Below are 21,931 nucleotides of genomic sequence, written 5' to 3'. Positions count from 1 at the left end.
AGGATATTTATCATTATATTTTACATTGCTAAAATATAAAAAATATATTTATTACTTATAGAGTATAGAAATAAAAGTTTATTAAAGTTTATTTTTGTAAACCATTTATTCTTCATAAGTAATTCTTGACATAAAAAATGTATTTGAGTAATTTATCATAATCAATTACTTTTATGATCAAGCTGTCATGGGGAAAATATATCTATAGCAATCCTATTTGATTTGCAATAGATGGTTAAGCTATTTATAAATTGAATTTTCGTTATTTTCCGGGTGGATATATCTAACCATAGAAATATTGAAATATAAAATAATCTTCTCATTCATCTGTCATCAGATACACTTCAATTTTACATTTATGGGGGTCTTCTCAGAATATCTATCCAAGGTTATAAAAATTGTAAAGATTTTATGTTTAGATAATCACGAAAGATTTTTTTACATAAATGTTGAGTAACAAATAATTCTCTTACTAAAGTTGTTAATCATGAAAAGCAAAATAAATTCAACTTTCCCAGGAGTGAATGTATTGACCGACAGCAACATATGATACTTTATCTTATGCCATCAGATAACAGATGATTATAAGGTTGTAAATTATATCATAAAATACCCAAATAAACAACCTTGATATTATCTTACTGTTTGAGTAAAACCCAGGGCATAGAATTTTTCAGCTTGGGATATCATTTCAACCCTAAGGATAATAATTAAGCAGACCACTCAATCACAAAAGCGAAAGAAGAGATAAGTCTATCTAAAAATTGTTCATATATCTATGGCTAGAAATTGAGTACGCTTAATACAGAAGCTGCTTCTGCAACACGGTTTATCTGTAGGGGATAGTTTAACTAGATAACTATGAGACATATAAAAATGCTCACTAGTTAAATCCACCCCTATTTTTCACCCCTTAAAGTTAATGCTTTTGACATATCATCCTTGTGTGATATCAACGTTTTTATAGAGATAGTAAAAACTGCTCTAACTTCAAGACATTAGATCAAACTACCATGAATGCTCTCAGTACTTCAGCGCCGCGATTTTAGATTTCACTTGACATCATCAATCAAATGTGTATCTAGATGATAGGACTCCAAATTAACTAAGAGGGAAAGGTATGCATCAAATAAATAATAATTGTCACAGCCAAACCACCAAGAAAATTAACACAGAACAAATTGAACAAATTATCAAAGCAATTATTGCTGGAAAGTATTCATGGGCCTGTGTATTAATTTTGCGGTTTTCTGGTTACAATCCCATAGACTACATCCCTTACCGCACCTACATTCGACTACTAAAAAATAATTGTCTAGCTGAAAAATCTAACTCGAAAGACACTGAGAAGAAAGAGGTTTTCGACATTAAGTCAAACTTGATTCGACTCTGAAAACAGTAGGAAGTAGATTTCTAACTTGATATTTTCTGAGTCACCCTATCTCCAGATACATAGTACCTAATGATTTACCCAGTGACTACTGTTAATAGCCGTCTGCAACCGATTCTCAGAGAGATTGTGTGGCATAAAAAGCAAGAAGTAGCGCAAATGCACCAACAGATGTCGTTGGCTTCTTTGCAACGCCAGTTAACGGCTGCGCCAACGGTGCGAGATTTCTTGACTGCTTTACAACAAAATCCTGACAAACCTGGACTAATTGCAGAAATCCAGAAAGCATCACCATTGTATGGTAATATTCGCACAGATTTTGATCCCATAGCGATCGCCAAAGCTTATGAGCGAGGTGGTGCAGCTTGTATATCAGTGTTAACTGAAACTGCATTCTTTCGTGGTAGTTGGGAAAATTTGCGTGCTATCCGCCAGAGGGTAGCATTGCCTTTGTTGTGCAAAGATTTTATGATTGACCCGTGCCAAATTTATCTAGCACGAGCGGCAGGAGCAGACGCTGTACTCCTAATAGCAGCTATTCTCACAGATCGGGAATTGCAAGACTTTCTCAGAGTAATTCACTATTTAGGGATGAATGCTTTAGTAGAAGTTCATAACTTGAATGAACTAGACCGAGTACTAAAACTGGATGACATCCGTCTAGTTGTAATTAATAACCAAAGTCTAGAAGATTTTACCATTGATTTGAGTATTACGCAACAACTGCTAGCAGCTAGGCGATCGCAATTACAAAACTTAGGTGTAATAGTTGTCAGCGAGTCTGGACTATATACAAAGGCTGATTTATGTTTGATGGCTGAGGCTGGTACACATGCGGTTATAGTAGGAGAACCATTAATTAAACAAGAAAATATAGAGCAGTCCGTGCGTTGTCTGGTTAAAGGTGATTAATCAACACCTAAGCCCAGCATGGTATCCCTGTCAAAATAACCCGACCTGATCACCCCTACCCTTTAACGAGAGGATGAAACCCGAAACGACGGGTTTTAACCCGGGGTGTTTCTTATTTTCCCCCCTGACTTTCAATATAGTTTTTAACTACCTCCGTACTGACTTGACCTATTGACGCTACAAAATAGGTCGGTGTCTACAAAGGAGGTAGTTTTTTCAGTTCCGGTAATTCTCTGCTTAAATAAATTATATCCTAAACTTTGCGAGCTAGGATTTTATCCGGCGTAGCAACATCAGTTTAGAATCCCCTAGGTTTCAACCGGGGGAAAAGTCAAATTTGTATAGGTGACTAATATTCGCAATTAAGTAAAACCTTTGCAACAAAAGCCTCAAAAATAATATCTACATTATTAGTAATACATCCGAATATTTTGACAGCCAGCCATGAATAAGCAAGTACATGATGAAGATTATCCGTTAAATATCATTTCAGCCGAACCAACTCATACCAAGTACCAAAATCAAGTGCCATGGAAAAAGGTAGTTACTTCTTTATCATTGGTGCTACTGGGATCAGGGATGACATTCGCCGGTGGTTATGTAGCTGGAAACCCTCAGCAAATATCTGAGACGACATCAAACCTAGCAGTAAGTCGAGTCAATGCTGCCATCCCATCACCAACTGCGGCGGGTTCCAACTTCATTACCCAGGTAGTGCAGAAGGTAGGGCCTGCTGTAGTGAGAATTGAAGCATCTCGAACAGTCGCCAACCGCCTACCAGCCGCATTTAACGATCCATTTTTCCGCCAATTCTTCGGTTCTCAACTACCAGAACAACAAAACCGCGTAGAGCGAGGTACTGGTTCCGGTTTTCTCATCAGTAAAGATGGTAGTATTCTCACCAATGCTCATGTGGTAGCTGGTGCGGATAAGGTGAGAGTTATACTTAAGGATGGGCGGAGCTTTGAAGGTAAAGTTTTGGGAAGGGATGAACTAACAGATGTCGCTGTTGTCAAAATTCAGTCTAACAATCTGCCGACCGTAGAAGTGGGAAACTCAGAGCAACTGCAACCGGGCGAATGGGCGATCGCCATTGGCAATCCCTTAGGATTAGATAATACCGTCACCACAGGCATCATTAGCGCCACCGGTCGCAGCAGTAATCAAATTGGCGCACCTGATAAGCGAGTAGAATTTATTCAAACCGATGCAGCCATTAATCCTGGTAACTCCGGTGGACCGTTGTTAAATGCCCGCGGTCAGGTAATTGGGATGAACACAGCCATTATCCAAAGAGCTCAAGGACTAGGTTTTGCCATTCCCATTAACACAGCCCAAAGGATTGCAAAGCAACTAATTAGCGCAGGTAAGGTAGAGCATCCTTATCTAGGAATTCAGATGGTAGACTTAACACCTCAAATCAAAGAACGCCTAAACTCAGACCCCAATAGCGGTGTGATGGTAAATGAAGATAAAGGTGTATTAATTATGCGCGTCATGCCTAACTCACCTGCTGCTAAAGCCGGCTTACGTGCAGGGGATGTCATCCAACAACTCAACGGTAAATCAGTCACACAAGCCAGCAGTATCCAGAAAGCAGTGGAAAATGCTCAAGTTGGGGGAGATGTGCGCTTAGGATTGCGGCGCAATGGGCAAAATATCAACTTAGCCGTGCGAACTGGTGCTTTCCCCACTCAAGGAGCGCAATAAATAGCTGCTTTAGCGCAGCGGAGTATTGCTCATTCCTGAGTCAGTTTCAAACCCTACTCGTTACAATAAAAGCACCAAAGCCCACCAGCAACAGCCTGAAAATCCCAGAAATTTTCAGTCTGTTGCCTCCCTAAGGGGCGGGATGAGTGGGTGGCGACTTTAGCCGCCGTCTCAGACCTCTAACCAGTTCGCGTAAAATGTCTGTTTGAGTTCTACCTTCTTGCTCGCAATATTCTTTAAGCAATTCCTTTTCCTCTTGCGTTAAACGAAAAGTTATAAAAATTTCAGGTTTAGGCATAATTAAGATACTGGCTTTTGTGGTATTTTAATTATAGTGGTGAAGGTATTCAACCACTTAAAAAACCCAGATAGCAGAGGCATAGCACCTTGAAAAATCAAGATATTGGGTTCTACACGCATCATGCTTGTGTAGGTAAAATCTCCGAGCGCCAAGTACCAGAAAACCAAAGTTTTATTGCTTGAAACAGTACGGCAGGACACAGGGTATCTGGGTTCACAGAAGGAGCAAAAAGCTTGCGGACAAAACCACCTCTGGTATGGATGGGTAACCAACTATGGTAAGTGGACTGGATGAAATAAGAATCCCATCGGTTTTAGCTGTGGGAGTGTCAATGAGTATTCATGATTGCTAAGTTCCCACTAAATATCTGATAGCAAGGAGGAGTAAAAAAATCCCATATAACTTCTTGATGAGCTCACCGCTAATAAATGGCTGATTAGCAAATAATGCTCCAAATAAATTACCAACTATGAGTCCAATGGCGACAATTGCAGCATATTTAAGATTCATGTTGCCGTTGCGATAGTACACTATTGCCCCTAAAATGCCAATGGGCAAAATTTGAGCAGCAATAGAAGTACCAGTGGCAAATTTCTGATCTAGACCAACCAATAACACCATAGCTGGTACCATAATTGCACCACCCCCCAGACCAAACATACCACCAGTTAAACCGGCAACTAAACCAATGGTCAACATTTGAACAACTATATTAGACATATTATTGATGAATTTTTATTTTTTTTGACATACTCACCGACCTTGAAGGTCGGTGATTATTGACAGTTCACAGTAACTCGCTGGCGAAACAGTCTTACAGTCACTCCCTGTCTGTTTTAGGTCGTGCCAATGCCCCATGCCGACCATTTCTATGTTCTTAGAGGATGTTTGATAAGTCATGATTATAAAACTTTTTCTCCATCGCTCATTGTAGCAAAAGTCTTCAGACCCAAATCAATACCTATGCTTTGGTTTTTGGCAACAGTAATATTGGGTTCAACTTCTACAACGAAGCTAAGAAAATAGCGGTTAGTGCAATGTTGTGAAAATGTATGGACTCTGGATGTCTGGCTGATGATATGGATGGGCAAGTGGCAAAAAAAGTTATATAATCTCAGTGATTGTACTAAATTTACTTATGGATCAATCCCTGAAAGCATAGTAAAGATTTTCTGGTGATTCAGCCGGATTTCCCAAGCATTCTATTACCATAAAAAAGTCTTGAGTGAGGAACAGCAAACAAATGGATGTGAAGCTGATTTTAGTGGGATTGACAGTTATATTCACTTTTGCGTGCCTCTTCTTTGGCACTAAGAATGGATTTTATGATTCGGACAACTATCATGGTAATGGCTCTGCACATTAAGAATAATCTCTAAAGGCAAAATGAGCGGGTCAGTTGGGCTACCCTTCCTCTATGGATAAACCATGCAGGCTAGGGATCGGGGGAGTGGCAAACCCAAATATGAGGTCAGAGGGCAGGAGACCATGAGGGATAATCTGTGGGTATCCTCTCGCGTTGATGCTCAGGAGAAGGCTAACGATTTAGACTGTTTGCCCTATAGTGTCCAGCATCATGATGAGGGTGTTTGTTTATTAGTACGAATGGGTCCACACCGGATTCTACTAGATTGTGGATTAGAGGACACTTCATCGTTACTCACCTGTTCAGCTAAGTTGGCAATCCCAGCGGATTTAGTGCTGGTCAGTCATGCCCACCCAGACCACGCCCGAGGATTGCTAGACTTACATCAAACTTTTCCTCTGTTACCTATCTATGCTAGTGAGGTAACAACCAAGTTACTACCGTTAAATTGGCTAGACCAAGATACCAAGACAATTCCTCAGTTCTGTCATGCCTTACCGTTGCGATCGCCTGTGGAAATCCAAGAAGGTCTGGTAGTGGAATTATTTCCTGCCGGACACTTACCGGGAGCAGTAGTAATTTTGCTCACATACACAACAAAGGATCGCTCTTATAAACTACTGTATACGGGGGATTATTTCTTATCAAACTCACGCCTGGTCGAAGGTTTGCGTTTAGAAGAGTTACGGGGATTAGACTTAAATGTATTGATTATTGAAGGCACTTATGGCACATCCCGTCACCCCCACCGTCGCCACCAGGAAAATCAATTGGCGGAGCGGATTAATCGGGCGATGGCCGATGGTCATTCTGTGCTTCTTCCCACACCGGCTTTAGGTTTAGGCCAAGAATTGTTGATGCTATTACGTTCTCATCATCACTTCACCGGACGAAATATAGATATTTGGGTGGATGGTGCTGTGGCTAATGGTTGCGATGCTTACCTGGAAATACTGCCCCACTTACCTCCATCAGTGCAGAACTTTGCTCGCCATCAACCCTTGTTCTGGGATGAGCGAGTGCGCCCCCGAGTCCGGCGTTTGCAGCCAGAACATCGGGCTACTGTGGGTAAGTCTCCCTGTATTGTCCTGACTGACTCTACAGCTAATTTAAACCAATACTGCCAAAGGGAAACAGGCCCTTGGATGATTCTGTTACCAGAAAAGATTGATATAAAACTTAATACAAAATATTCAGCACCCACCAAGGACGAAACTTATCTTCTGGCCCAGCATAGTGACGGGTCTGGGACTACTCAACTAATTCATAATTTGCGTCCCCAGCACGTTGTTTTTGTCCATGGTTCGCCGACATACTTGGCAGATTTGACTGGATTGGAAGAACTACAAAACCGTTATCATGTCCATTCTCCATCTGCTGGCACTTTTGTAGAACTGCCAATTGGAGACACATTTTTACAACCAGCACCCCCAGAAACCAATTATGAAGGGGAACTTACAGAATTAGGAACAGTCATTACTGTCACCTTACCCGATGCGATTACACATGATCCCCGTTGGCAACAGTTTGCCGATACTGGTTTAATAGAAGCTCGTTGGCAGGGTGAAGAACTAGTATTGCGAGGATTGTCTGCTAGAGAAGTACTGCACCAAAATAGCGATCGCCAGGCTTGGTGTGATATGGATTGTTGTGGCACTTGCCGACACCAAAGAGGACAAAGGTGTTGGAATCCCGCATCTGTGTTACATAACTTCAAAGTCACCCTTGAGGGATATTGTCCTGCTTTTGAACCCTTGGCTAAAACCTCCTAAATTCTACCAGTGTAGAAACGCCTAATATTTATGTTGATGTACAAAAAAACGTTTGAAGGACTTGTGATTTATACGAGAGTATCTAGTGCTGAAAATCAAAGCAATTTAGACTGTCAAGCACAAAGGCTTGTACGCTACTGCGAAGCTAAAGGGTATCAAGTAAATAAAATAGTTAAGGATGAATAAATTCATCCTTTAGCTTATATCCCCCGTTGGGAAAACGGGGGGTTTAGGCATCACGCTTGGTAACATTGAAGAATCATTGCGTCTCTACTCAGGATTAGATTCGGGAGAATGTTTATGGATACGCTCTGATTCGGGACAATCTTCTGTCATCAGAAACTCTATATTACCGCGTGGTACTGAGGCTAACTTTTGGCTTACAGAGCCAATGCTTTCTAAACGAACCATCTCCTCCCAGGCGCAAACCTCGTCTTCCTCGTCTGTTTCATACCGTAGAGTCACTAAGTCCCCCTCTATATCGAGGATGCGGGCGCGTTCAATCCAGCGTTGCTGGTCCCGCAAGAATACACATACCTCGCGCCCGTCGCAACACAGTTGATAGATCTTGCGGTGTAGCATGTACTGCTTCTACCTTTTTAAACAACGTAGTTAAACCTGTGAAATTTGGGTTTTACCGTCTGACAGAACCTACTAAAATCTACCGATGTAAAAATGCTTAATAGTTCTTATCTTGATAAAGGTATAACCTTTAATGGTGCGACGGCTGCACTCCTTATCCCTTTAGCCGCATCGGCATTAGGGGAGAACTTTCTGACAATTCGCCACCAACTATTCAGATCTCCATAGCAATTTTCTCCAATACCTAAATTCTCCTAACCAAGCTAATATTTTCTCGTGAGTATCTCTTGAGTTATGTAAGAAAAAATACTCCAAATTAAGCGTTGAACGCGGTTGTTTGATTTGCTTACTTGTAGTAGTTGGCATTGGTGGGAAATCCAGGAACTTTGCTTTATATTTATCCCTATGTATTTGATCTTAACTCATTATCTTGTCCACCTTAATGCTTTTCTACAACAATTGGCAAACAGTTTTAATTTGAGGCTGTGAAAACTTCCAGGTGGGTGTGCATCATACCCGATATTTGCTCTAACAATAATGGACGGAAATACTATAAAAACTGACGAAAGTCCTCATCCTGGAGGCTTAATTGCACCCAGTCTAGATTTAAGGAGAGAAATCGTTGCACTAAGCGATCGCACGCCGGGCGTTCAGTAGCATAATGTCCCGCATCAATTAGAATGAGATTGCGATCGCGACTTTCCTGGAACTGATGGAACTTACAATCAGCAGTCAGATAAACTTGAGCATGAGTTTTCACTACAGCCGAAATAAAACTAGCCCCCGAACCTCCTAATACTGCGACTCGGTAAATAGTTTGTTGTAAGTCAGCAGTGGGCGAGAAAATCAAATGAGGAGGAGCGAGTCGAGTTTGAATAGTAGCGAGTAACTCCTGTAAAGTCAGACATGGCCGGAGTAACCCAACACGCCCGTAGCCTAATCCTGGTTGTGTCGCTACTATAGGAGTGGCTTCGTGCAAATCTAGAATTTGAGCTAAAACATCGGCAGTTCCATCTTGTACTTGATCAAAATTTGTATGCGCACTGTAAACACCAATATTGTACCTAAAAGCCAATCTTGCTATTTCCGCTATGGCCTCACCACTACATAAAGACTTGGGAGGACTAAAAATCAGAGGATGATGAGCAAAAATCAAATTAGCATTCAAAGCGATCGCTTCTTGCATTACAGCCAAAGTCGGTGTCAAACAAACCAACACACGGGCTTTTTGATCTAACACCCCCGGCTCAATTTGCCAACCGCAATTATCCCAACTTTCACACCAAGTCGGATTTGCCCATGCTTCAAACCAAATAATTAAATCAGCAATGTTCACAAAAATACAATCCTGGGAAACTAATTATGTTAAATTCAGTTCTTTAATATTAGTGATTTTATGAAGTTTATGACAGATTCTGGAGTTTTCAGCCACAATGGTAATACTAAACCATACCAGTAACTTGGGAACTCTGAATTGGTAGACAAAGACTAATTTATAGGGGAACACATTGATGCTTTCGACAAACGGCGAATATCAATCTTGGGATATAAAAGAAACAGTTCTGCCAGTAGCGTCAAGTTTAACAGAATCTGAGGATACACTTACACAAACCACTGTCGGGACATTTACTAAGTTTTTCGGTCATTATAGCGACTCAATGGAAATGAATAGCCCGTCCCATAAAGTTGCCGAGTATCTGCAAGCTCATGGTGCATGGTTTTCCCGCTGTGCTGAACCAATGAAAGTAGAACCGTTGAGTGAAAATGCTTATGCTTTAATTATTGGTCGCTTTGGCTCCTTTGGTTATCACGTAGAGCCAAAAGTTGGATTAGAACTTTTACCTCCAGACCAGGGAATATACAGGATTCGCACAATTCCTGTTCCTGACTACCATCCCCCTGGCTATGATGTAGACTATCAGGCATCGCTACAGTTGGTAGAAAGTACTGATAATGACTCACATAATGGTTTTAGTGAGATTACACGAGTGGAATGGGAATTAGATTTGATGGTTAATCTTCACTTCCCCAAATTTATTCAACGCCTACCCCAGTCTTTAGTCAAATCCACAGGCGATCGCCTACTTAACCAAATTGTCCGTCAAGTCTCCCGGCGCTTAACTCGCAGAGTCCAGGAAGACTTTCATCAATCCCTAGGAATTCCCTTTCCTAGTAATTCTCATCGCAGCCAATAACTTCAAACTCATTAGCCAATAGTTATACTATTGGCTAACGGCTAAAGACTAAGCATTACTAAGAATTCTCTGGACAATTTGCACGCCAGTAATGGCCTGCCATGTAAAAAGCCCTAAAAGCCCGAAATTGAGGGTAATGTGAGTTATACGCGCCCAATTGGCTCCTTTTTGCATGAAAGGAGATAAAGCAGCTGATAACGCAATTAGACCTGTCATTCCCAGTCCGGCTAATAAATGCGGCCCTACGAATAACTTACCGTTATTGATGTAGGTAACGGCCATGCCACCAATAGCACCTGTTACCATTAAAGCTAAGAGTACAGACCCTACTTGGTAGTGTTTGATGTTGTATTTACCTTTAATCAGTTCTTTCTTTACATCTCCTTGAGCGCTTCTGGTACGCTGTACTTGTAGCCCCAGATAAGCAGCATACAGGGATAGTGCTAATAACCCCCACATGGTTAGCGGGTGGAAAAAGTTTAGCCAATATTTCACTTCCGGCGACAGTTCCAAATTCATGGTGTTCTCCCCCAATCCTTAAATCTTCATAAAAGTTAGCATAACTCTATTTTCTGTACTTCAAGTTGCCAGGGGTGAAATATATTGCCTTGTTTTTCAGTTTGCCTCTTGCCAAAGTGCTTAAACAATTTCAGACTAAATTGGGGCACTAGATTCACAAAAACTGCCGGGGTGCGTGATATTGATTATGGAAAATAAGGATGTATTGCTGCTAAAGTCGGCTAAAAGTGGCGATATTAGGCATCTGTGCCAGCTGTTAGCTACCGGTGCTCAGGTTGACGTTAGCGATGACCATGGTACTACACCATTAATGTTTGCTGCCAATTCAGGTTACACCGAAATTGTGCGATCGCTATTAGATGCTGGAGCAAATATTAACCTACGCAGAAAACGCTATGGTTTGACGGCTTTGATGTTCGCTGCTAGTAGTCATCAACTGGACATTGTGCAGCTTTTGCTCTCTAGAGGTGCTGATGTCAATGCGATTAATGAAGATGGTAGTACAGCTTTAATGGCAGCTACAGTTAAGGGTGATGTTAATATCATGCAGGTCTTATTAGCTGCTGGCGCTGAGGTAAATATCACAGACCAAGATCATGATACTGCTTTAAAATTAGCTGTTAGATCCTCTAACACAGCCGCAACAAGACTGTTAACACAAAATGATGCATATGTCAATATCCAAGACCCAGAAGGTGAGACACTTTTGATGATGGCCGCTGACTTAGGAAATTTGGAAGTTGTGCAAGCATTGCTAGCAGCTGGATCTGATGTGAATCAGGAAAATGAACATGGTGGTACTGCGTTATCAGCAGCAGTAGCAGCAGGACACACTGCGATCGCATCTGCTTTACTAGATCAAGGTGCCGAAATTAATCATCAAGATCAAGACGGTGAAACTCCCCTACACCTAGCCGTTGTAGAAGGTTACATTGATGTGGTGCAGCTCTTACTAAACCGAGGTGCAGACCCCCAAATCAGAAATCATCTGGGTGATACACCAATACTTGTAGCCGCATTCCAAGGACATAGCCAAATCCTTGACATATTATTGTGTTCTAGTCAAAAAATCAATAGTACAAGTCTAGGTATACCTTTGATATTAGCAATATCCCAAGGAGATATGGAAACAGTAAAACTGTTACTAGACCACGGTGCTGATGCTAATAGTCTAGGAAATGATAGCAAAACAGCTTTAATTAAGGCAGCAGAACATAACTACACAGGAATAATGGAGTTGTTGCTGGCTAAAGGTGCAAATGTAAATTTTCAGGACTTAGCAGGAGCAACAGCATTGATGTGGGCTGTTGCTCGGGAATATGGAGAGGCTGTACAGATACTACTGCAAGCTGGGGCAGATATAAATCTGAAAAACCGGGGCGGTTATACAGCTTTAATGATTGCGGAATTTAATGGGTATCAGAATATAGCCCAGAGTCTCGAAAAATCCGGCGCACAAGAATAGAGTTTTGTTTAAATCACCGGCAACAGATGCAGTATAGACTTATTATTCCTTTGGTAATGTAGCAACTGCATCTATTCTCCTAGGAAGTATTAATAATTAACAAAACTGACTTTGTTAATTATTAACAAAGTCAGAAATACTTGGAACACTAAAGTATAACAGGCAAAATGTTTCTACTTTCGCGTTTCCTACTGTGCTAGATAGGCTAAATATATAAGATTTAATCATGAATAACAGTATTATAAAGATCCGTTTCGTGGTATAATCCAGTCTGCCAATTTTATAGTTGATCCCCGTGGATATTTTACAGACATCCTCCACTCTGAAGATAGACCCAATAATTGGCACAATTATTCAACAGCAACATTTGCCCAATTTATGGGTAGGAGTTGGTTGTCAGAAGGGTAGTTCGTGGCGTTTGATAGCAACAGCAATAAAACAAGTATTTGCAGAAAATCAACTCCGGGAAAATACCATTGCTGGTCTTGCTACCATCGATACTAAAGCCTCAGAAGTTGGTTTAATAGAACTGTGTCATCTTTGCAATTTTCCCTTAAAACTCTTTCCGTCCAATATTTTGTCTACTGTATCTATCCCTCACCCTAGCAAAATCGCCGCCAAAACAGTGGGAACTTCGAGCGTAGCTGAGGCTGCAGCTATTCTTGCAGCCTCTTATATTACCCCACCTTTGACTAGAAAAGAAGAGTTAGAAATTAGATTATTAGTTCCTAAACAAGTTTTTCGGTTAGAGTCCGAACCAGGGTCAGTAACGCTAGCTGTGGCGACTAATGATCGTTGACCGGAAATAATGGGATACAGAACAACGTCCTTCTAGGAGGGCTTTTCTTGATTCCTAATATACTCTTTAAAACTTTTAGCTGCAACCCTCCTAGAGAAATAGCAAAATAACTAGGCTCCATAAAGCTTCTTTATGGGGTTTCTTCTTACAGCCAGCTTGGCCGTATCGACGAATGGAAACCCCTTTGAAAATAGGAGACACTACAAAATTACCCTGAGAAAATAGCTAATTAAGCTAGAAACAATAGTTAAGACAATCGAACCGACTAAAGCAGGCCAGAAACCTTGAATTTCAAAACCATAACCGGGGGTGAGGTTACTTGCTAGCCAAAGAGTTAAGGCATTAATCACAAAGGTAAACAAACCAAAGGTGAGTAAGGTAATAGGAAACGCCAAAATGTTTAAAACTGGTCGAATAAAAGCATTGACTAATCCGATTACCGCTACAGCCACCAGGGATGCGACAAAATCCCTGACGAATAACCCCGGGACAATATTAGCGGTGATCAGCAAAGCCACCGCAGTAACCAGCCAAGTTAGCAAAAAATGTCTCATTGCTTTTTCCTAGAATTTAACTATCTTCGTAATAGTGCTTCCCAGGTAGCACCACCTACCACACCGTCAGCCTCCAGACCATAGTGTTGTTGTGCAGATTTTACTGCTGCTGCCGTCATTATGCCAAAATCTCCATCCACATCGCCAGCGAAAAAACCTAGCTGTTTGAGTTGTTTTTGCAACTGTCTCACTGCTGAATTACGCATTCCTGGACGTAAAATTGGCAATCCTTGGGAGGTATATTGAACACCAGGTATTGCGCCTGGGGGTGGTGAGGCTGGTATGGGCTGAGTAGAATTAATAACTGTGCTGGTGGGTAGAATCTGGTTGGTAATGGGAAAATTTGGCCTCAAGTTGGATGAGGGCTGATTTCCCGGGATTGTTGGTATAACTATTGGCTCCAGGGGGAATAGTCTTTGCCAAGTAATAGAGTCAACAATGCCATCTGGAATCAATTCAACTGCTCGTTTGAATTGAGAAACGGCGGCGGCTGTCCCCTCTGTGTAAATACCATCCACTGCACCTGAGTAGAAGCCTAAAAGTTTTAGAGCCGCCTGTAGTTCTGTGACTGGTTCTCCTTGACTACCAAGCTTGAGGGTAGGACGGCTAATTACAACTCTATTTGTTGCTTGAGCAATTTTTGGGGTAACCACAACTGCGCTGACTGTATCGGAGGTAAACAGTAACAACGTACATGAAAACACAAGTAAATAATAAAACTTATTTTTGTTCAAGCCACGAAATGCTTTTAGTGACTCAAAGTAGTTCCAGATACTTGTTGTCAGCCTCACTTGCATGGACTATATTCCCAGAAACTTATGACGGTCATATTATACTTCCTTCTGTTCAAAAAACAGGTGACACAAAATCAATTGTAATACTTAATACTCCGCACTGGGAAATACAGTTTTAATTGCTGTCTCTTGACCAACTACAGATATATAAGGTTGCTGTAAATATTGACATGCAGAAGCGATCGCATCCTGAACAGTCACAGATAGAATTAATTCTTGAAACTGTTGATCAAAATCCAGACCTAAACCCAGTGTTTCATACCAGCCATAGATTTGGGCAATTTGTCCGTTAGTTTGTTTACCCAAAGCGTACTGCCCCAGAATTTTGTTTTTAGCTGCTTGCAGGTCACTTTCTGATATTTCTGTTTTACAGAGTAAATCTACTTCTGTACGTAGTCCTTCCAGAGCAATGCTGGTATTTTCTGCGGCTGTACCCATATAGACTACAAATGAGCCTGGATACAACCTTGTGGGATAAAATGCCGACACTTCGTAGGCTAAACCCCTTTTTTCCCGTAATTCCACAAACAAGCGACTAGAAAGCCCATTACCTAGGTAAGTAGACAGCAATTTTAATGGGGGGTAGTCTGGACAACTTACCGATGATCCCAAGTAACCCAACATAACTATGGATTGCTGTGTTTCTAAAGGCTGTAGTCGATGCTGGGGTTCTGGGTTAATTTCTGGTAAGTTAAGTAATGGGATCTGCTGTGCAGGAACTTCCCAATCGCCAAATACTTGTTCTACTAGTGTTAGAGCATCTGCTAAGGTGACTCGCCCTGCAATACTAATAACTAGATTATCGGGACGGAAATATGTTTGGTGATAGTCTACTAAGTCAGCACGTGATAAGCTGCTCATTGTGGTTTCATCTCCTAAGACTGACATAGCATAGGGATGGTTTTGATAGACTACCTGGCGCATTTGGCTAAAGGCAATGGTAAATGGCTGTTCTTTTTGAGAGCGAATATTTTGCAGTGCTAAACGCTTTTCTAGTTCTACTTGGGATTGGGGAAATGTAGGCGATCGCAACATTCGCCCAGCCAATGCTAAGATATCAGAGAAATCTGATGTTACGGTCTTCAAAGACAACAAAAAATAATCTGTAGCCGCATCAGCACTCAAGCTTGCTCCCACAGACTCTACTTTTTCAGCAACTTCCCAGGTTGAAAGTCCGTCACATCCCTTTGTCATCACTGCTGAGACCAAATAGGCTAATCCCGCTTGCTCTCGCTTTTCGCAACAACTACCAGCACGGACAAACATCCGCGCCGCTACAATATCCGCAGCAGGATTTTCTGTCACTATGACTACAATACCGTTATTCAATACAGTGCGGTGAACAGGAGAGGCAGATAGGCAAGGTTTCACAATTATTAGGTATTAATTATTGGTAGGTGGTTAGTTGTTTGCGAGTGGGGATGCTAATCAGCAACCGGTTTAAGTATAGTAACTGCATAATTATCAGGTGAAAGCAACTGTTTAGCTAATTTTTGCAGTTCTTGAGTGTTAAATGATTGAATATGCCGAGGATATGCTACTGCCAATTCAGCTTGGGCAATAGTGTTGTAGTATCCATAAAGACCTGTCAACTGATTTGGTGTTTCCGTAGAAAAAGCGTATTCATTACAAACCAGCCTACGTATGCGGGCGAGTTCCCGCTCGCTCATTCCCATGGTTTGCAAATCATTTAAATGACTAAGAATCAGATTTTCCACCTGATATAGGTTTTCCACTTTCAAAAAAGCAGTAATGGTAAATAAACTCGATTCTCTTTGTAAGGAGAAATTACAATAAATTTCCTGGACTAATTGCAATTCTTCTCGTAAATGATGCACCAGTCGGGAAGTGCGGCCTTCTGAGAGTAACACTGCCAATAAATCCAAACCATAGACTGTGTGTAGTTCCTTGACTCCCGGCACAACCCAAGCCATAATTAGGCGGGCTTGTTCTAGACGTGGTAAACAGATTTCTTGCCGCTGAATTCCGGTGATTACTGGTTCTACTATTTCTTCAGCTTGTGGACAGTTCAATGGTGGGGCAAATTCAGCAAATGATTTATTTACGAGTTCCCAGGCTGGCTGTTGAGAAATTCCCCCCACAACTACTACTGTCATGTTTTGCGGTTGGTAGTGTGCGCGATGAAAACAACGCATGGCTGCTGGTGAGTGTTGCATTAGTTCTAACTCACTACCTAGGACTGAGCGCCCGTAAGGATGGTTTTGGTAGATGCTTTGATTGAGGGCTTGGAATCCTATCGCATCGGGATTATCATTGCAGGAGCGAATTTCTTCGAGCACCACATCCCGTTCTCGGATAAATTCATCATCTGGGATCGCGGCATTAATTAGCAGTTCTCCCAAGTGCGGCAGAGTATCTTCTACGTAAGAAGCGGCTGTAGTTAGGGTGTAGTGAGCATAATCATAACTTGTGGCGGCATTACTCACACCACCCCTGGTTTCAATGTGGTGATCAAAAATTCCTGGGGCTAGTCTCGCAGTCCCTTTAAAAATCATGTGTTCTAAAAAATGAGCCATACCGTACCACGGTTTTGGCTCCACTATTGCTCCGGCTCGCACCCAAACGTCAGCGACAACTACAGGGGTAGTAGTAAGTTCCTGATGGATCAGTGTTAGACCATTATCTAGTCGGAGAACCGAGGCTGGAAAAACGTTATGCTTTAGTTCTTGTAACAAGTTTTTGTAGGTTTAATCACAATTTAAGATAGTTTTTACTATTCTAACTCTGAATGATAACGAAATCAGAATTAAATTATACAGATTTATAAAATTAAAGCCCCTAAGTTTTTGCTAACTTGAGGAGCTAATAATTTTAAGTTCACCGCGACGCCGTTTTACCTAAGTTTATGACCTGGTTTAACCAGGTGGGTGCCGACGTTCTTCGTTTTAAGTTTCCAGGTACATGCCCGGTTTACTGCCACGAGACTTGTTAGCTTCCCTTTTCTTTAAAGACATAGATCAAAAAACTTGATGGCAGTCACCAACGTCGTAGTGCAACTAGATTATTATAGCCTTCTCAAACAGGTTGTGTGTTGAGTATGAAAATTTTCTCGTGAATTTGACCGGGAGCCTGAGTAGTTGGATGGACAAATATATCTTTCACCAGCTTTGTCAGTTTTTACACCTGCTGGGGGAACTACAGACTGGTAAGTGTGAGATTTGGCCATATTTGTGATATCTAAACTAAATACCAGATAGATTCTATAGTTTGGGCTATATTAATCATGCTATCTTGGTTTTTATCATCTAATAACACGGTGACGTGTCCGAGTTTGCGCCCAGGACGTGATTCTGTTTTCCCGTACCAGTGAACGAAAGCTTGGGGAATCTCGGCTAACTTTTGGCGCTGGGTTTGGTAGTCGCTTCTGGAAATTTCATACCCCAGCAGGTTGACCATGACGGCACTAGCACAATGTAAATCAGGATTGCCCAAAGGTAAACCACAAACTGCTCTCAAGTGCTGTTCAAACTGAGATGTTTCACAAGCGTCTAAGGAGAAATGCCCAGAATTATGGGTACGAGGGGCAATTTCATTGACCAATACTTTACCGCTGGGGGTGAGAAATAGTTCAATACCAAAAACTCCCACTACTTCCAAGTTATTTAAGAGAGTATGGGCGATCGCTTCTATTTCTGCTGCTTGGTTGGGTGTAATATCAGCTGGTGCAATCACTCGCCGACATACCTGTTGCTCTTGTTGGGTTTCTACCACTGGGTAAGTCACAACCTCACCTTCTGTGGAACGAGCCGCAATTATTGCTAATTCTCGTTCAAAGGGGACAAATTCTTCTATTAAAAATAGATGTTGACTTAAATCTTTAGTTGTGATGTGAGAATTTAGCTTTTGCTCCAAAGATGCTAAATCATTAATAATGAAAGTCCCTTGACCATCATAACCATGCCGTCGGGATTTTAAAACAAGAGGAAAACCCAGGTGTGCTGTTTGAGACGAGAGATTGTCTAGTTGTTCGAGAGCGAAAAATCGGGGGACAGGTAATCCCAAATCTTGTAAGTAGCAGCGTTGATCATATTTATCTAAAAGAGGCCTTAAGGCTTCTAACCTCGGGCGAAAACAAACACCTTGGTTTTGGATTAAAGATAAGGAATCCAAATCAACAAATTCATTTTCAAATGTGATGACATCAGTCTTTTGTGCTAAAAGCTCTGTGGAAATAGCATCATCAACTGATGCTAAAACAACATCCTCAGCCGTGGAAACCGCAGGATCATTAAGACTCGGAGTTTGCACTACCAATTCTAATCCTAATTTTTTGGACGCACCCCCCATCATCCAGGCCAGTTGTCCACCACCAATTATACCAACACGCTTCATCGACATCCCAGAGAATAACTAGTTTCTATGCCAGTTTTAGAGTTTACACCACTGGCTTTGTGACACAGTTCTTTAATTTGCGCTCTATCCAAAATTGCATCTGTGAAATCCGCACTATTGATATTCACATCAGTAAAGGTGGAGCGTAACAAAAGAGCTTCTGTAAAAATGGCATCGCTTAAATCCGCCCCTGTTAAGTTTACCTGATCCACCATAGCATTAGTTAAATTGGCTCCGTGAAGATTGGCTTGAGTCATCACCGAAGCACTCATCACGGCTCCTCGTAAGTCAGCACCTTCAAAGTTAGCTAATTCCATATTGGCGTTAGAGAACTCAGCCGCTTGTAAAGTTTGTCCTGAAAAATCACGTCTGGCTAATTCTGCATTACTAAATGACATGGGATGAGTCCAATCTGCCCTGGCTGGTGGGGAAGCTTGGCAAAATAGTATAATGCCTAGAATCAATGCTAATCCTTGCTTCCAAAATATATTGGGTAACTGTTTTGGGTCCATAACTAATATTGAAAAGTCTTTAATCATCTTTGAGCTTACCCGATAGAATTTTTTGTAATAATCTGTTAAGGGATAAAAAATACTGTTATTACCTGCCATAGGATAACCTACATAGTTGGATAAGTTAACAAGCGATCGCCCCAGTACTGACCTGTGAGTTAGCTGAGTTATTTACAATTCTTGATATTAGCTTATATAAGTAAAGTTTATTGTATTTTGAGTGCCACAGGTAGGAGAGACTGTTAATCTTTTAATTATGTGAGTAGTTAAGCAATTCTTGTTTATCCCAAATAGCTAGACCGCTTTACATCTGGGGTTCTATATGTGGGGTATTTCCTCTGAGTTCATAATCATTGGTTAACTATTCAGCAAATCTGTCAGCAACTTATATTTACCAACTACACAAATTCTACAAGTCTTAATTACCCACAAGATTATGATTATAACTCATTACTCTGTTGAGTGGATTGAAGCATGGTGCGAAGAAAATGGCTGGACAGAATTATTTGTCGAGCGGCGCAACAGCTATTGGGCTTTTCCGCCTGGCGGGGTAATGCCAGAACCCATTCCCAATCATGTACTTAACTTGATTAAGGCTGAAAGGGGCTTAACTGTTGAGGAAAAAGTATGGTCGGCATCGGCAGTAATTGGTACAATTGTAGCCATATTTTCCACGTTTATATTTAAGTGTCCTATGCCCTTAGTTTTGGCGTTCGCTTTTAACGCCGTCACTGTAGCTCAGTTGGAAATTGAATATGACTAAATGTGCGGTATTGGTTCGCTTTGCGAAGAGTATTTTTCTAATTTACATATACGTATAATATGTTTGAACATTGACCACACCTAATAGGTATAGTGTGGTATCAGCCATGGAGAATTTAAACCAATGGTGGTAGGAATGGGCTAGACAGTCCCACGGCTACTCGGCGCACAGAGGTTGTATCGCCCCTCTGTAGCGTCTGTTATAATCAGAGGATGAGTCACGGGGAAGGCTCTAAACCCTTCTCCAGGGTCAGAGTGTAATCACCAGGTGCGAGAATATCACCTGTTTTAACAAAGGTGTGGTCACCGTGCCTCTTACTGCTAAGGTATCAGCTAATCTTAAGAGGTTTGTGTTAGCCGTTAAACCGGTGACTGTGACTGCTCCTGTACCTGTGATGTTCTTACCACTGGCTTGGGTGGCACTCAAGGTCAAGCTTTGGCTGGCAAGTGTGACGGCGACATTACCAAGGTTGGTATCACCTGCTAAAGTCACGGACGGCGAGGATAAACCAGCAGTAGCCGTACCAGTACCGGTAATCCTGTCGAGGTCAACCTCATCGCTGCCTAAACCAGTAATCGTCACTTGTCCAGCATTGGTAATTGAGCGATCGCTAGCTTGACCAGCCGTTAAGGTCAAATTACCAAGGCCAGTGACATCGAAGGTGACGGTCTGCGCCAGGGTTGCTGCTGTCACATTCAGGGGTGCGCCAACTGCCAATCTCACTTCAGAGACGTTGATATTATTTAAATCTGCTGTGAGGTTATCGCCGGGGTTAGTCAGGACTACAGTACCTTCCCCTGCGATCGCCGCTCCACTGGCTTGTGCTGTAGTTAGGGTGAGGGTTGCACCAGTTGGCACCTGAAGAGTATTGTTGGCGAAATTCAGCGTGGTTGGGTTATTAGGAATCGCCAGATTTTGGTGGAGCGTAATGTTGTTCGCACTTAGAGTAATGCTCGTCAAAGCACCAGCATTTGCCCCAGTCACAACATTAATCTCAAAGTCTGCCGTTGTGTACCAAAGCTCGCCACTACTAATTCTAATAATACGCCTTATGTGAGATGGGGTAGCAAAAAAGAAGGGGAAACCACAAGATATATGGTAGACGGTTCGACCTTATTGACGACAATTTTTGTGCTAATAGATGACTGGTATCAACAAAAAGGCTATCGTTACGTACCGTTATTGCCAAGTCCATCACCAAAATTCACGGATAGTGAGATGTTAACACTGTTGAATGACTGGAGGTTGTTTCCAAAACTGTTAGACCAAAGCCAGTTCAACCGCAGAGCTAGACGATTAGAGGGAATGCTCGAAGAATTAAGACGTTTCTGGCTTCGAGACTTGGGGGCAATCTTTGAGTGCACCTTGCTGTTAGATACAAAACCAATACCTGTAGTTGGCTACAAACGTGACAAAAGCCAAAGTCAATATCTAAATACAGGAATTTGACCGTCGCCCCAACTTACCCCCCATTAGCGATCGCACTACCACGGAAATAACCCAGAGTCCCCAGAGCAGAAATATCACAGTTATTGACAGTTGACTGGGAAGAGGTGTGACAATCAACAGCCATTAGCCGGGGAATAAATTCCCCGTCTGATAATGATTGTTAGCCCTATTTATCAAGTTATATTTAACACCCAGTCGGATTTATCCGACTTGAGCTATCAGACAGGGGTTTTTAACCCCTGGCTCCCTCCCTGTTGTAGCTCTTAAACACTGACCTATCAACAGTCAACTGTTAACAAAACAGCGATCGCACTAGCTACCTTCATAAAGTTGGATATTACGGAACTGACTATCAGCATCAGGATTTAGTACATCGTGGTCATTGGCAAAGGTGAGATAGTTAAAGTTACCCGTAAAGTAATTTCCTACGCTAACTTGGTAACTCTTCCAACCGTCATTTGTGCTGTAGTTGTTATAGTTTTGTAATCCCCAATT

At 41.7% G+C, this 21,931-nt stretch carries 22 protein-coding genes, 1 other RNA gene and 1 pseudogene; 10 read left to right on the top strand and 14 right to left on the bottom strand.

Annotation, left to right across the window (positions count from 1 at the left end; translation table 11 throughout):
* Positions 1-1,120 precede the first annotated feature (1,120 nt).
* From NWP21_RS07085 to NWP21_RS07075, 3 genes are all read left to right on the top strand, one after another.
* Positions 1,121-1,393, top strand: a complete 273-nt coding sequence (locus NWP21_RS07085; protein WP_271733163.1) for a HetP family heterocyst commitment protein — start codon at positions 1,121-1,123, stop codon at positions 1,391-1,393.
* A 69-nt stretch (positions 1,394-1,462) separates the two neighbouring features.
* Positions 1,463-2,302 (top strand): indole-3-glycerol phosphate synthase TrpC, encoded by an 840-nt coding sequence (gene trpC / locus NWP21_RS07080; RefSeq protein ID WP_280792140.1) that lies wholly within the window; start codon positions 1,463-1,465, stop codon positions 2,300-2,302.
* Between the two features lie 444 nt (positions 2,303-2,746).
* Positions 2,747-4,012: an HhoA/HhoB/HtrA family serine endopeptidase gene (locus NWP21_RS07075; protein WP_280792139.1), complete on the top strand. Its 1,266-nt coding sequence runs from the start codon at positions 2,747-2,749 to the stop codon at positions 4,010-4,012.
* Between the two features lie 130 nt (positions 4,013-4,142).
* Here NWP21_RS07075 and NWP21_RS07070 read toward each other — a convergent pair whose 3' ends face one another.
* Together NWP21_RS07070 and NWP21_RS07065 are read right to left on the bottom strand one after the other, a co-directional pair.
* The gene (locus NWP21_RS07070; RefSeq protein ID WP_280792138.1) at positions 4,143-4,310 is read right to left on the bottom strand and encodes a ribbon-helix-helix protein, CopG family; all 168 of its coding nucleotides are present in this window, start codon (positions 4,308-4,310) and stop codon (positions 4,143-4,145) included.
* 351 nt (positions 4,311-4,661) lie between these two features.
* Entirely contained in the window at positions 4,662-5,033 is a 372-nt protein-coding gene (locus NWP21_RS07065) for a sulfite exporter TauE/SafE family protein (RefSeq protein WP_280792137.1), read from the bottom strand.
* A gap of 768 nt (positions 5,034-5,801) precedes the next feature.
* Here NWP21_RS07065 and NWP21_RS07060 point away from each other — a divergent pair.
* On the top strand, positions 5,802-7,451 hold the full coding sequence (locus tag NWP21_RS07060; RefSeq protein WP_280792136.1) for an MBL fold metallo-hydrolase: 1,650 nt from the start codon (positions 5,802-5,804) through the stop codon (positions 7,449-7,451).
* Positions 7,452-7,514: 63 nt separating this feature from the next.
* Positions 7,515-7,631 (top strand): annotated as a pseudogene (locus NWP21_RS07055) (recombinase family protein); the annotation flags it as partial.
* Positions 7,632-7,721: 90 nt separating this feature from the next.
* On the opposite strand, the gene NWP21_RS07050 reads toward NWP21_RS07055, so the two are convergent.
* Positions 7,722-8,033 carry a DUF6679 family protein gene (locus NWP21_RS07050; protein WP_271733154.1) on the bottom strand — a complete coding sequence of 104 codons (312 nt, stop codon included), beginning with the start codon at positions 8,031-8,033 and terminating at the stop codon, positions 7,722-7,724.
* Between the two features lie 550 nt (positions 8,034-8,583).
* Positions 8,584-9,369, bottom strand: coding sequence for a Nif3-like dinuclear metal center hexameric protein (locus NWP21_RS07045; protein ID WP_280792134.1), 786 nt, complete (start codon positions 9,367-9,369; stop codon positions 8,584-8,586).
* 175 nt (positions 9,370-9,544) lie between these two features.
* Here NWP21_RS07045 and NWP21_RS07040 point away from each other — a divergent pair, with 175 nt between their 5' ends.
* Positions 9,545-10,228 (top strand): DUF1997 domain-containing protein, encoded by a 684-nt coding sequence (locus NWP21_RS07040; protein ID WP_280792133.1) that lies wholly within the window; start codon positions 9,545-9,547, stop codon positions 10,226-10,228.
* Positions 10,229-10,276: 48 nt separating this feature from the next.
* Here the strand turns inward: NWP21_RS07040 and NWP21_RS07035 are convergent, their stop codons facing one another.
* Positions 10,277-10,747, bottom strand: coding sequence for a DUF4079 domain-containing protein (locus NWP21_RS07035; RefSeq protein ID WP_271733150.1), 471 nt, complete (start codon positions 10,745-10,747; stop codon positions 10,277-10,279).
* Positions 10,748-10,934: 187 nt separating this feature from the next.
* On the opposite strand from NWP21_RS07035, the gene NWP21_RS07030 reads away from it, so the two are divergent.
* Positions 10,935-12,212: an ankyrin repeat domain-containing protein gene (locus NWP21_RS07030; RefSeq protein WP_280792132.1), complete on the top strand. Its 1,278-nt coding sequence runs from the start codon at positions 10,935-10,937 to the stop codon at positions 12,210-12,212.
* A 340-nt stretch (positions 12,213-12,552) separates the two neighbouring features.
* On the top strand, positions 12,553-13,011 hold the full coding sequence (locus tag NWP21_RS07025) for a cobalamin biosynthesis protein (RefSeq protein WP_280792145.1): 459 nt from the start codon (positions 12,553-12,555) through the stop codon (positions 13,009-13,011).
* A 200-nt stretch (positions 13,012-13,211) separates the two neighbouring features.
* Here NWP21_RS07025 and NWP21_RS07020 read toward each other — a convergent pair whose 3' ends face one another.
* From NWP21_RS07020 to NWP21_RS06990, 7 genes are all read right to left on the bottom strand, one after another.
* The gene (locus tag NWP21_RS07020) at positions 13,212-13,565 is read right to left on the bottom strand and encodes a phage holin family protein (RefSeq protein ID WP_271733145.1); all 354 of its coding nucleotides are present in this window, start codon (positions 13,563-13,565) and stop codon (positions 13,212-13,214) included.
* A gap of 20 nt (positions 13,566-13,585) precedes the next feature.
* The gene (locus NWP21_RS07015; protein ID WP_280792131.1) at positions 13,586-14,362 is read right to left on the bottom strand and encodes a peptidoglycan-binding protein; all 777 of its coding nucleotides are present in this window, start codon (positions 14,360-14,362) and stop codon (positions 13,586-13,588) included.
* A gap of 84 nt (positions 14,363-14,446) precedes the next feature.
* Positions 14,447-15,730, bottom strand: a complete 1,284-nt coding sequence (locus NWP21_RS07010) for a pitrilysin family protein (RefSeq protein ID WP_271733141.1) — start codon at positions 15,728-15,730, stop codon at positions 14,447-14,449.
* Between the two features lie 53 nt (positions 15,731-15,783).
* The gene (locus NWP21_RS07005) at positions 15,784-17,055 is read right to left on the bottom strand and encodes a pitrilysin family protein (protein ID WP_280792130.1); all 1,272 of its coding nucleotides are present in this window, start codon (positions 17,053-17,055) and stop codon (positions 15,784-15,786) included.
* A gap of 138 nt (positions 17,056-17,193) precedes the next feature.
* A non-coding RNA gene (gene ssrS, locus NWP21_RS07000) (6S RNA) lies at positions 17,194-17,377 on the bottom strand.
* 180 nt (positions 17,378-17,557) lie between these two features.
* Entirely contained in the window at positions 17,558-18,712 is a 1,155-nt protein-coding gene (locus NWP21_RS06995; protein WP_280792144.1) for a 5-(carboxyamino)imidazole ribonucleotide synthase, read from the bottom strand.
* Positions 18,709-19,200: a pentapeptide repeat-containing protein gene (locus NWP21_RS06990; protein ID WP_280792143.1), complete on the bottom strand. Its 492-nt coding sequence runs from the start codon at positions 19,198-19,200 to the stop codon at positions 18,709-18,711. Before NWP21_RS06990 ends, NWP21_RS06995 begins: the two co-directional genes overlap by 4 nt.
* A gap of 460 nt (positions 19,201-19,660) precedes the next feature.
* On the opposite strand from NWP21_RS06990, the gene NWP21_RS06985 reads away from it, so the two are divergent.
* Positions 19,661-19,987, top strand: a complete 327-nt coding sequence (locus tag NWP21_RS06985) for a hypothetical protein (RefSeq protein ID WP_280792129.1) — start codon at positions 19,661-19,663, stop codon at positions 19,985-19,987.
* Positions 19,988-20,236: 249 nt separating this feature from the next.
* On the opposite strand, the gene NWP21_RS06980 is transcribed toward NWP21_RS06985, so the two are convergent.
* A complete protein-coding gene (locus tag NWP21_RS06980; RefSeq protein WP_280792128.1) occupies positions 20,237-20,971 on the bottom strand; it encodes a hypothetical protein in 735 nt (244 codons plus the stop codon).
* A gap of 111 nt (positions 20,972-21,082) precedes the next feature.
* On the opposite strand from NWP21_RS06980, the gene NWP21_RS06975 reads away from it, so the two are divergent.
* Positions 21,083-21,436 carry a hypothetical protein gene (locus tag NWP21_RS06975; RefSeq protein WP_280792127.1) on the top strand — a complete coding sequence of 118 codons (354 nt, stop codon included), beginning with the start codon at positions 21,083-21,085 and terminating at the stop codon, positions 21,434-21,436.
* Between the two features lie 312 nt (positions 21,437-21,748).
* On the opposite strand, the gene NWP21_RS06970 is transcribed toward NWP21_RS06975, so the two are convergent.
* Positions 21,749-21,931 (bottom strand): hypothetical protein (locus NWP21_RS06970; protein WP_280792126.1); only part of this gene is annotated, 183 nt, incomplete at its 5' end.

Source organism: Anabaenopsis sp. FSS-46 (genome assembly GCF_029891665.1).
Taxonomy (GTDB): Bacteria; Cyanobacteriota; Cyanobacteriia; order Cyanobacteriales; family Nostocaceae; genus Anabaenopsis; species Anabaenopsis arnoldii.
Note: the sequence above shows the minus strand (reverse complement) of the source record. Positions and strands in the feature narration are given on the sequence as shown.

Excerpts from the sequence above, each read along its gene's own strand:
- NWP21_RS07085 (WP_271733163.1), top strand. The coding sequence starts at position 1,121 with ATGCATCAAATAAATAATAATTGTCACAGCCAAACCACCAAGAAAATT.
- NWP21_RS07040 (WP_280792133.1), top strand. The coding sequence starts at position 9,545 with ATGCTTTCGACAAACGGCGAATATCAATCTTGGGATATAAAAGAAACA.
- NWP21_RS07030 (WP_280792132.1), top strand. The coding sequence starts at position 10,935 with ATGGAAAATAAGGATGTATTGCTGCTAAAGTCGGCTAAAAGTGGCGAT.
- NWP21_RS06995 (WP_280792144.1), bottom strand. The coding sequence starts at position 18,712 with ATGAAGCGTGTTGGTATAATTGGTGGTGGACAACTGGCCTGGATGATG.
- NWP21_RS07070 (WP_280792138.1), bottom strand. The coding sequence starts at position 4,310 with ATGCCTAAACCTGAAATTTTTATAACTTTTCGTTTAACGCAAGAGGAA.
- trpC (WP_280792140.1), top strand. The coding sequence starts at position 1,463 with ATGATTTACCCAGTGACTACTGTTAATAGCCGTCTGCAACCGATTCTC.
- NWP21_RS07035 (WP_271733150.1), bottom strand. The coding sequence starts at position 10,747 with ATGAATTTGGAACTGTCGCCGGAAGTGAAATATTGGCTAAACTTTTTC.
- NWP21_RS07015 (WP_280792131.1), bottom strand. The coding sequence starts at position 14,362 with ATGCAAGTGAGGCTGACAACAAGTATCTGGAACTACTTTGAGTCACTA.
- NWP21_RS07075 (WP_280792139.1), top strand. The coding sequence starts at position 2,747 with ATGAATAAGCAAGTACATGATGAAGATTATCCGTTAAATATCATTTCA.
- NWP21_RS07060 (WP_280792136.1), top strand. The coding sequence starts at position 5,802 with ATGAGGGATAATCTGTGGGTATCCTCTCGCGTTGATGCTCAGGAGAAG.
- NWP21_RS07065 (WP_280792137.1), bottom strand. The coding sequence starts at position 5,033 with ATGTCTAATATAGTTGTTCAAATGTTGACCATTGGTTTAGTTGCCGGT.
- NWP21_RS07020 (WP_271733145.1), bottom strand. The coding sequence starts at position 13,565 with ATGAGACATTTTTTGCTAACTTGGCTGGTTACTGCGGTGGCTTTGCTG.
- NWP21_RS06985 (WP_280792129.1), top strand. The coding sequence starts at position 19,661 with ATGATTATAACTCATTACTCTGTTGAGTGGATTGAAGCATGGTGCGAA.
- NWP21_RS06975 (WP_280792127.1), top strand. The coding sequence starts at position 21,083 with ATGGTAGACGGTTCGACCTTATTGACGACAATTTTTGTGCTAATAGAT.
- NWP21_RS07050 (WP_271733154.1), bottom strand. The coding sequence starts at position 8,033 with ATGCTACACCGCAAGATCTATCAACTGTGTTGCGACGGGCGCGAGGTA.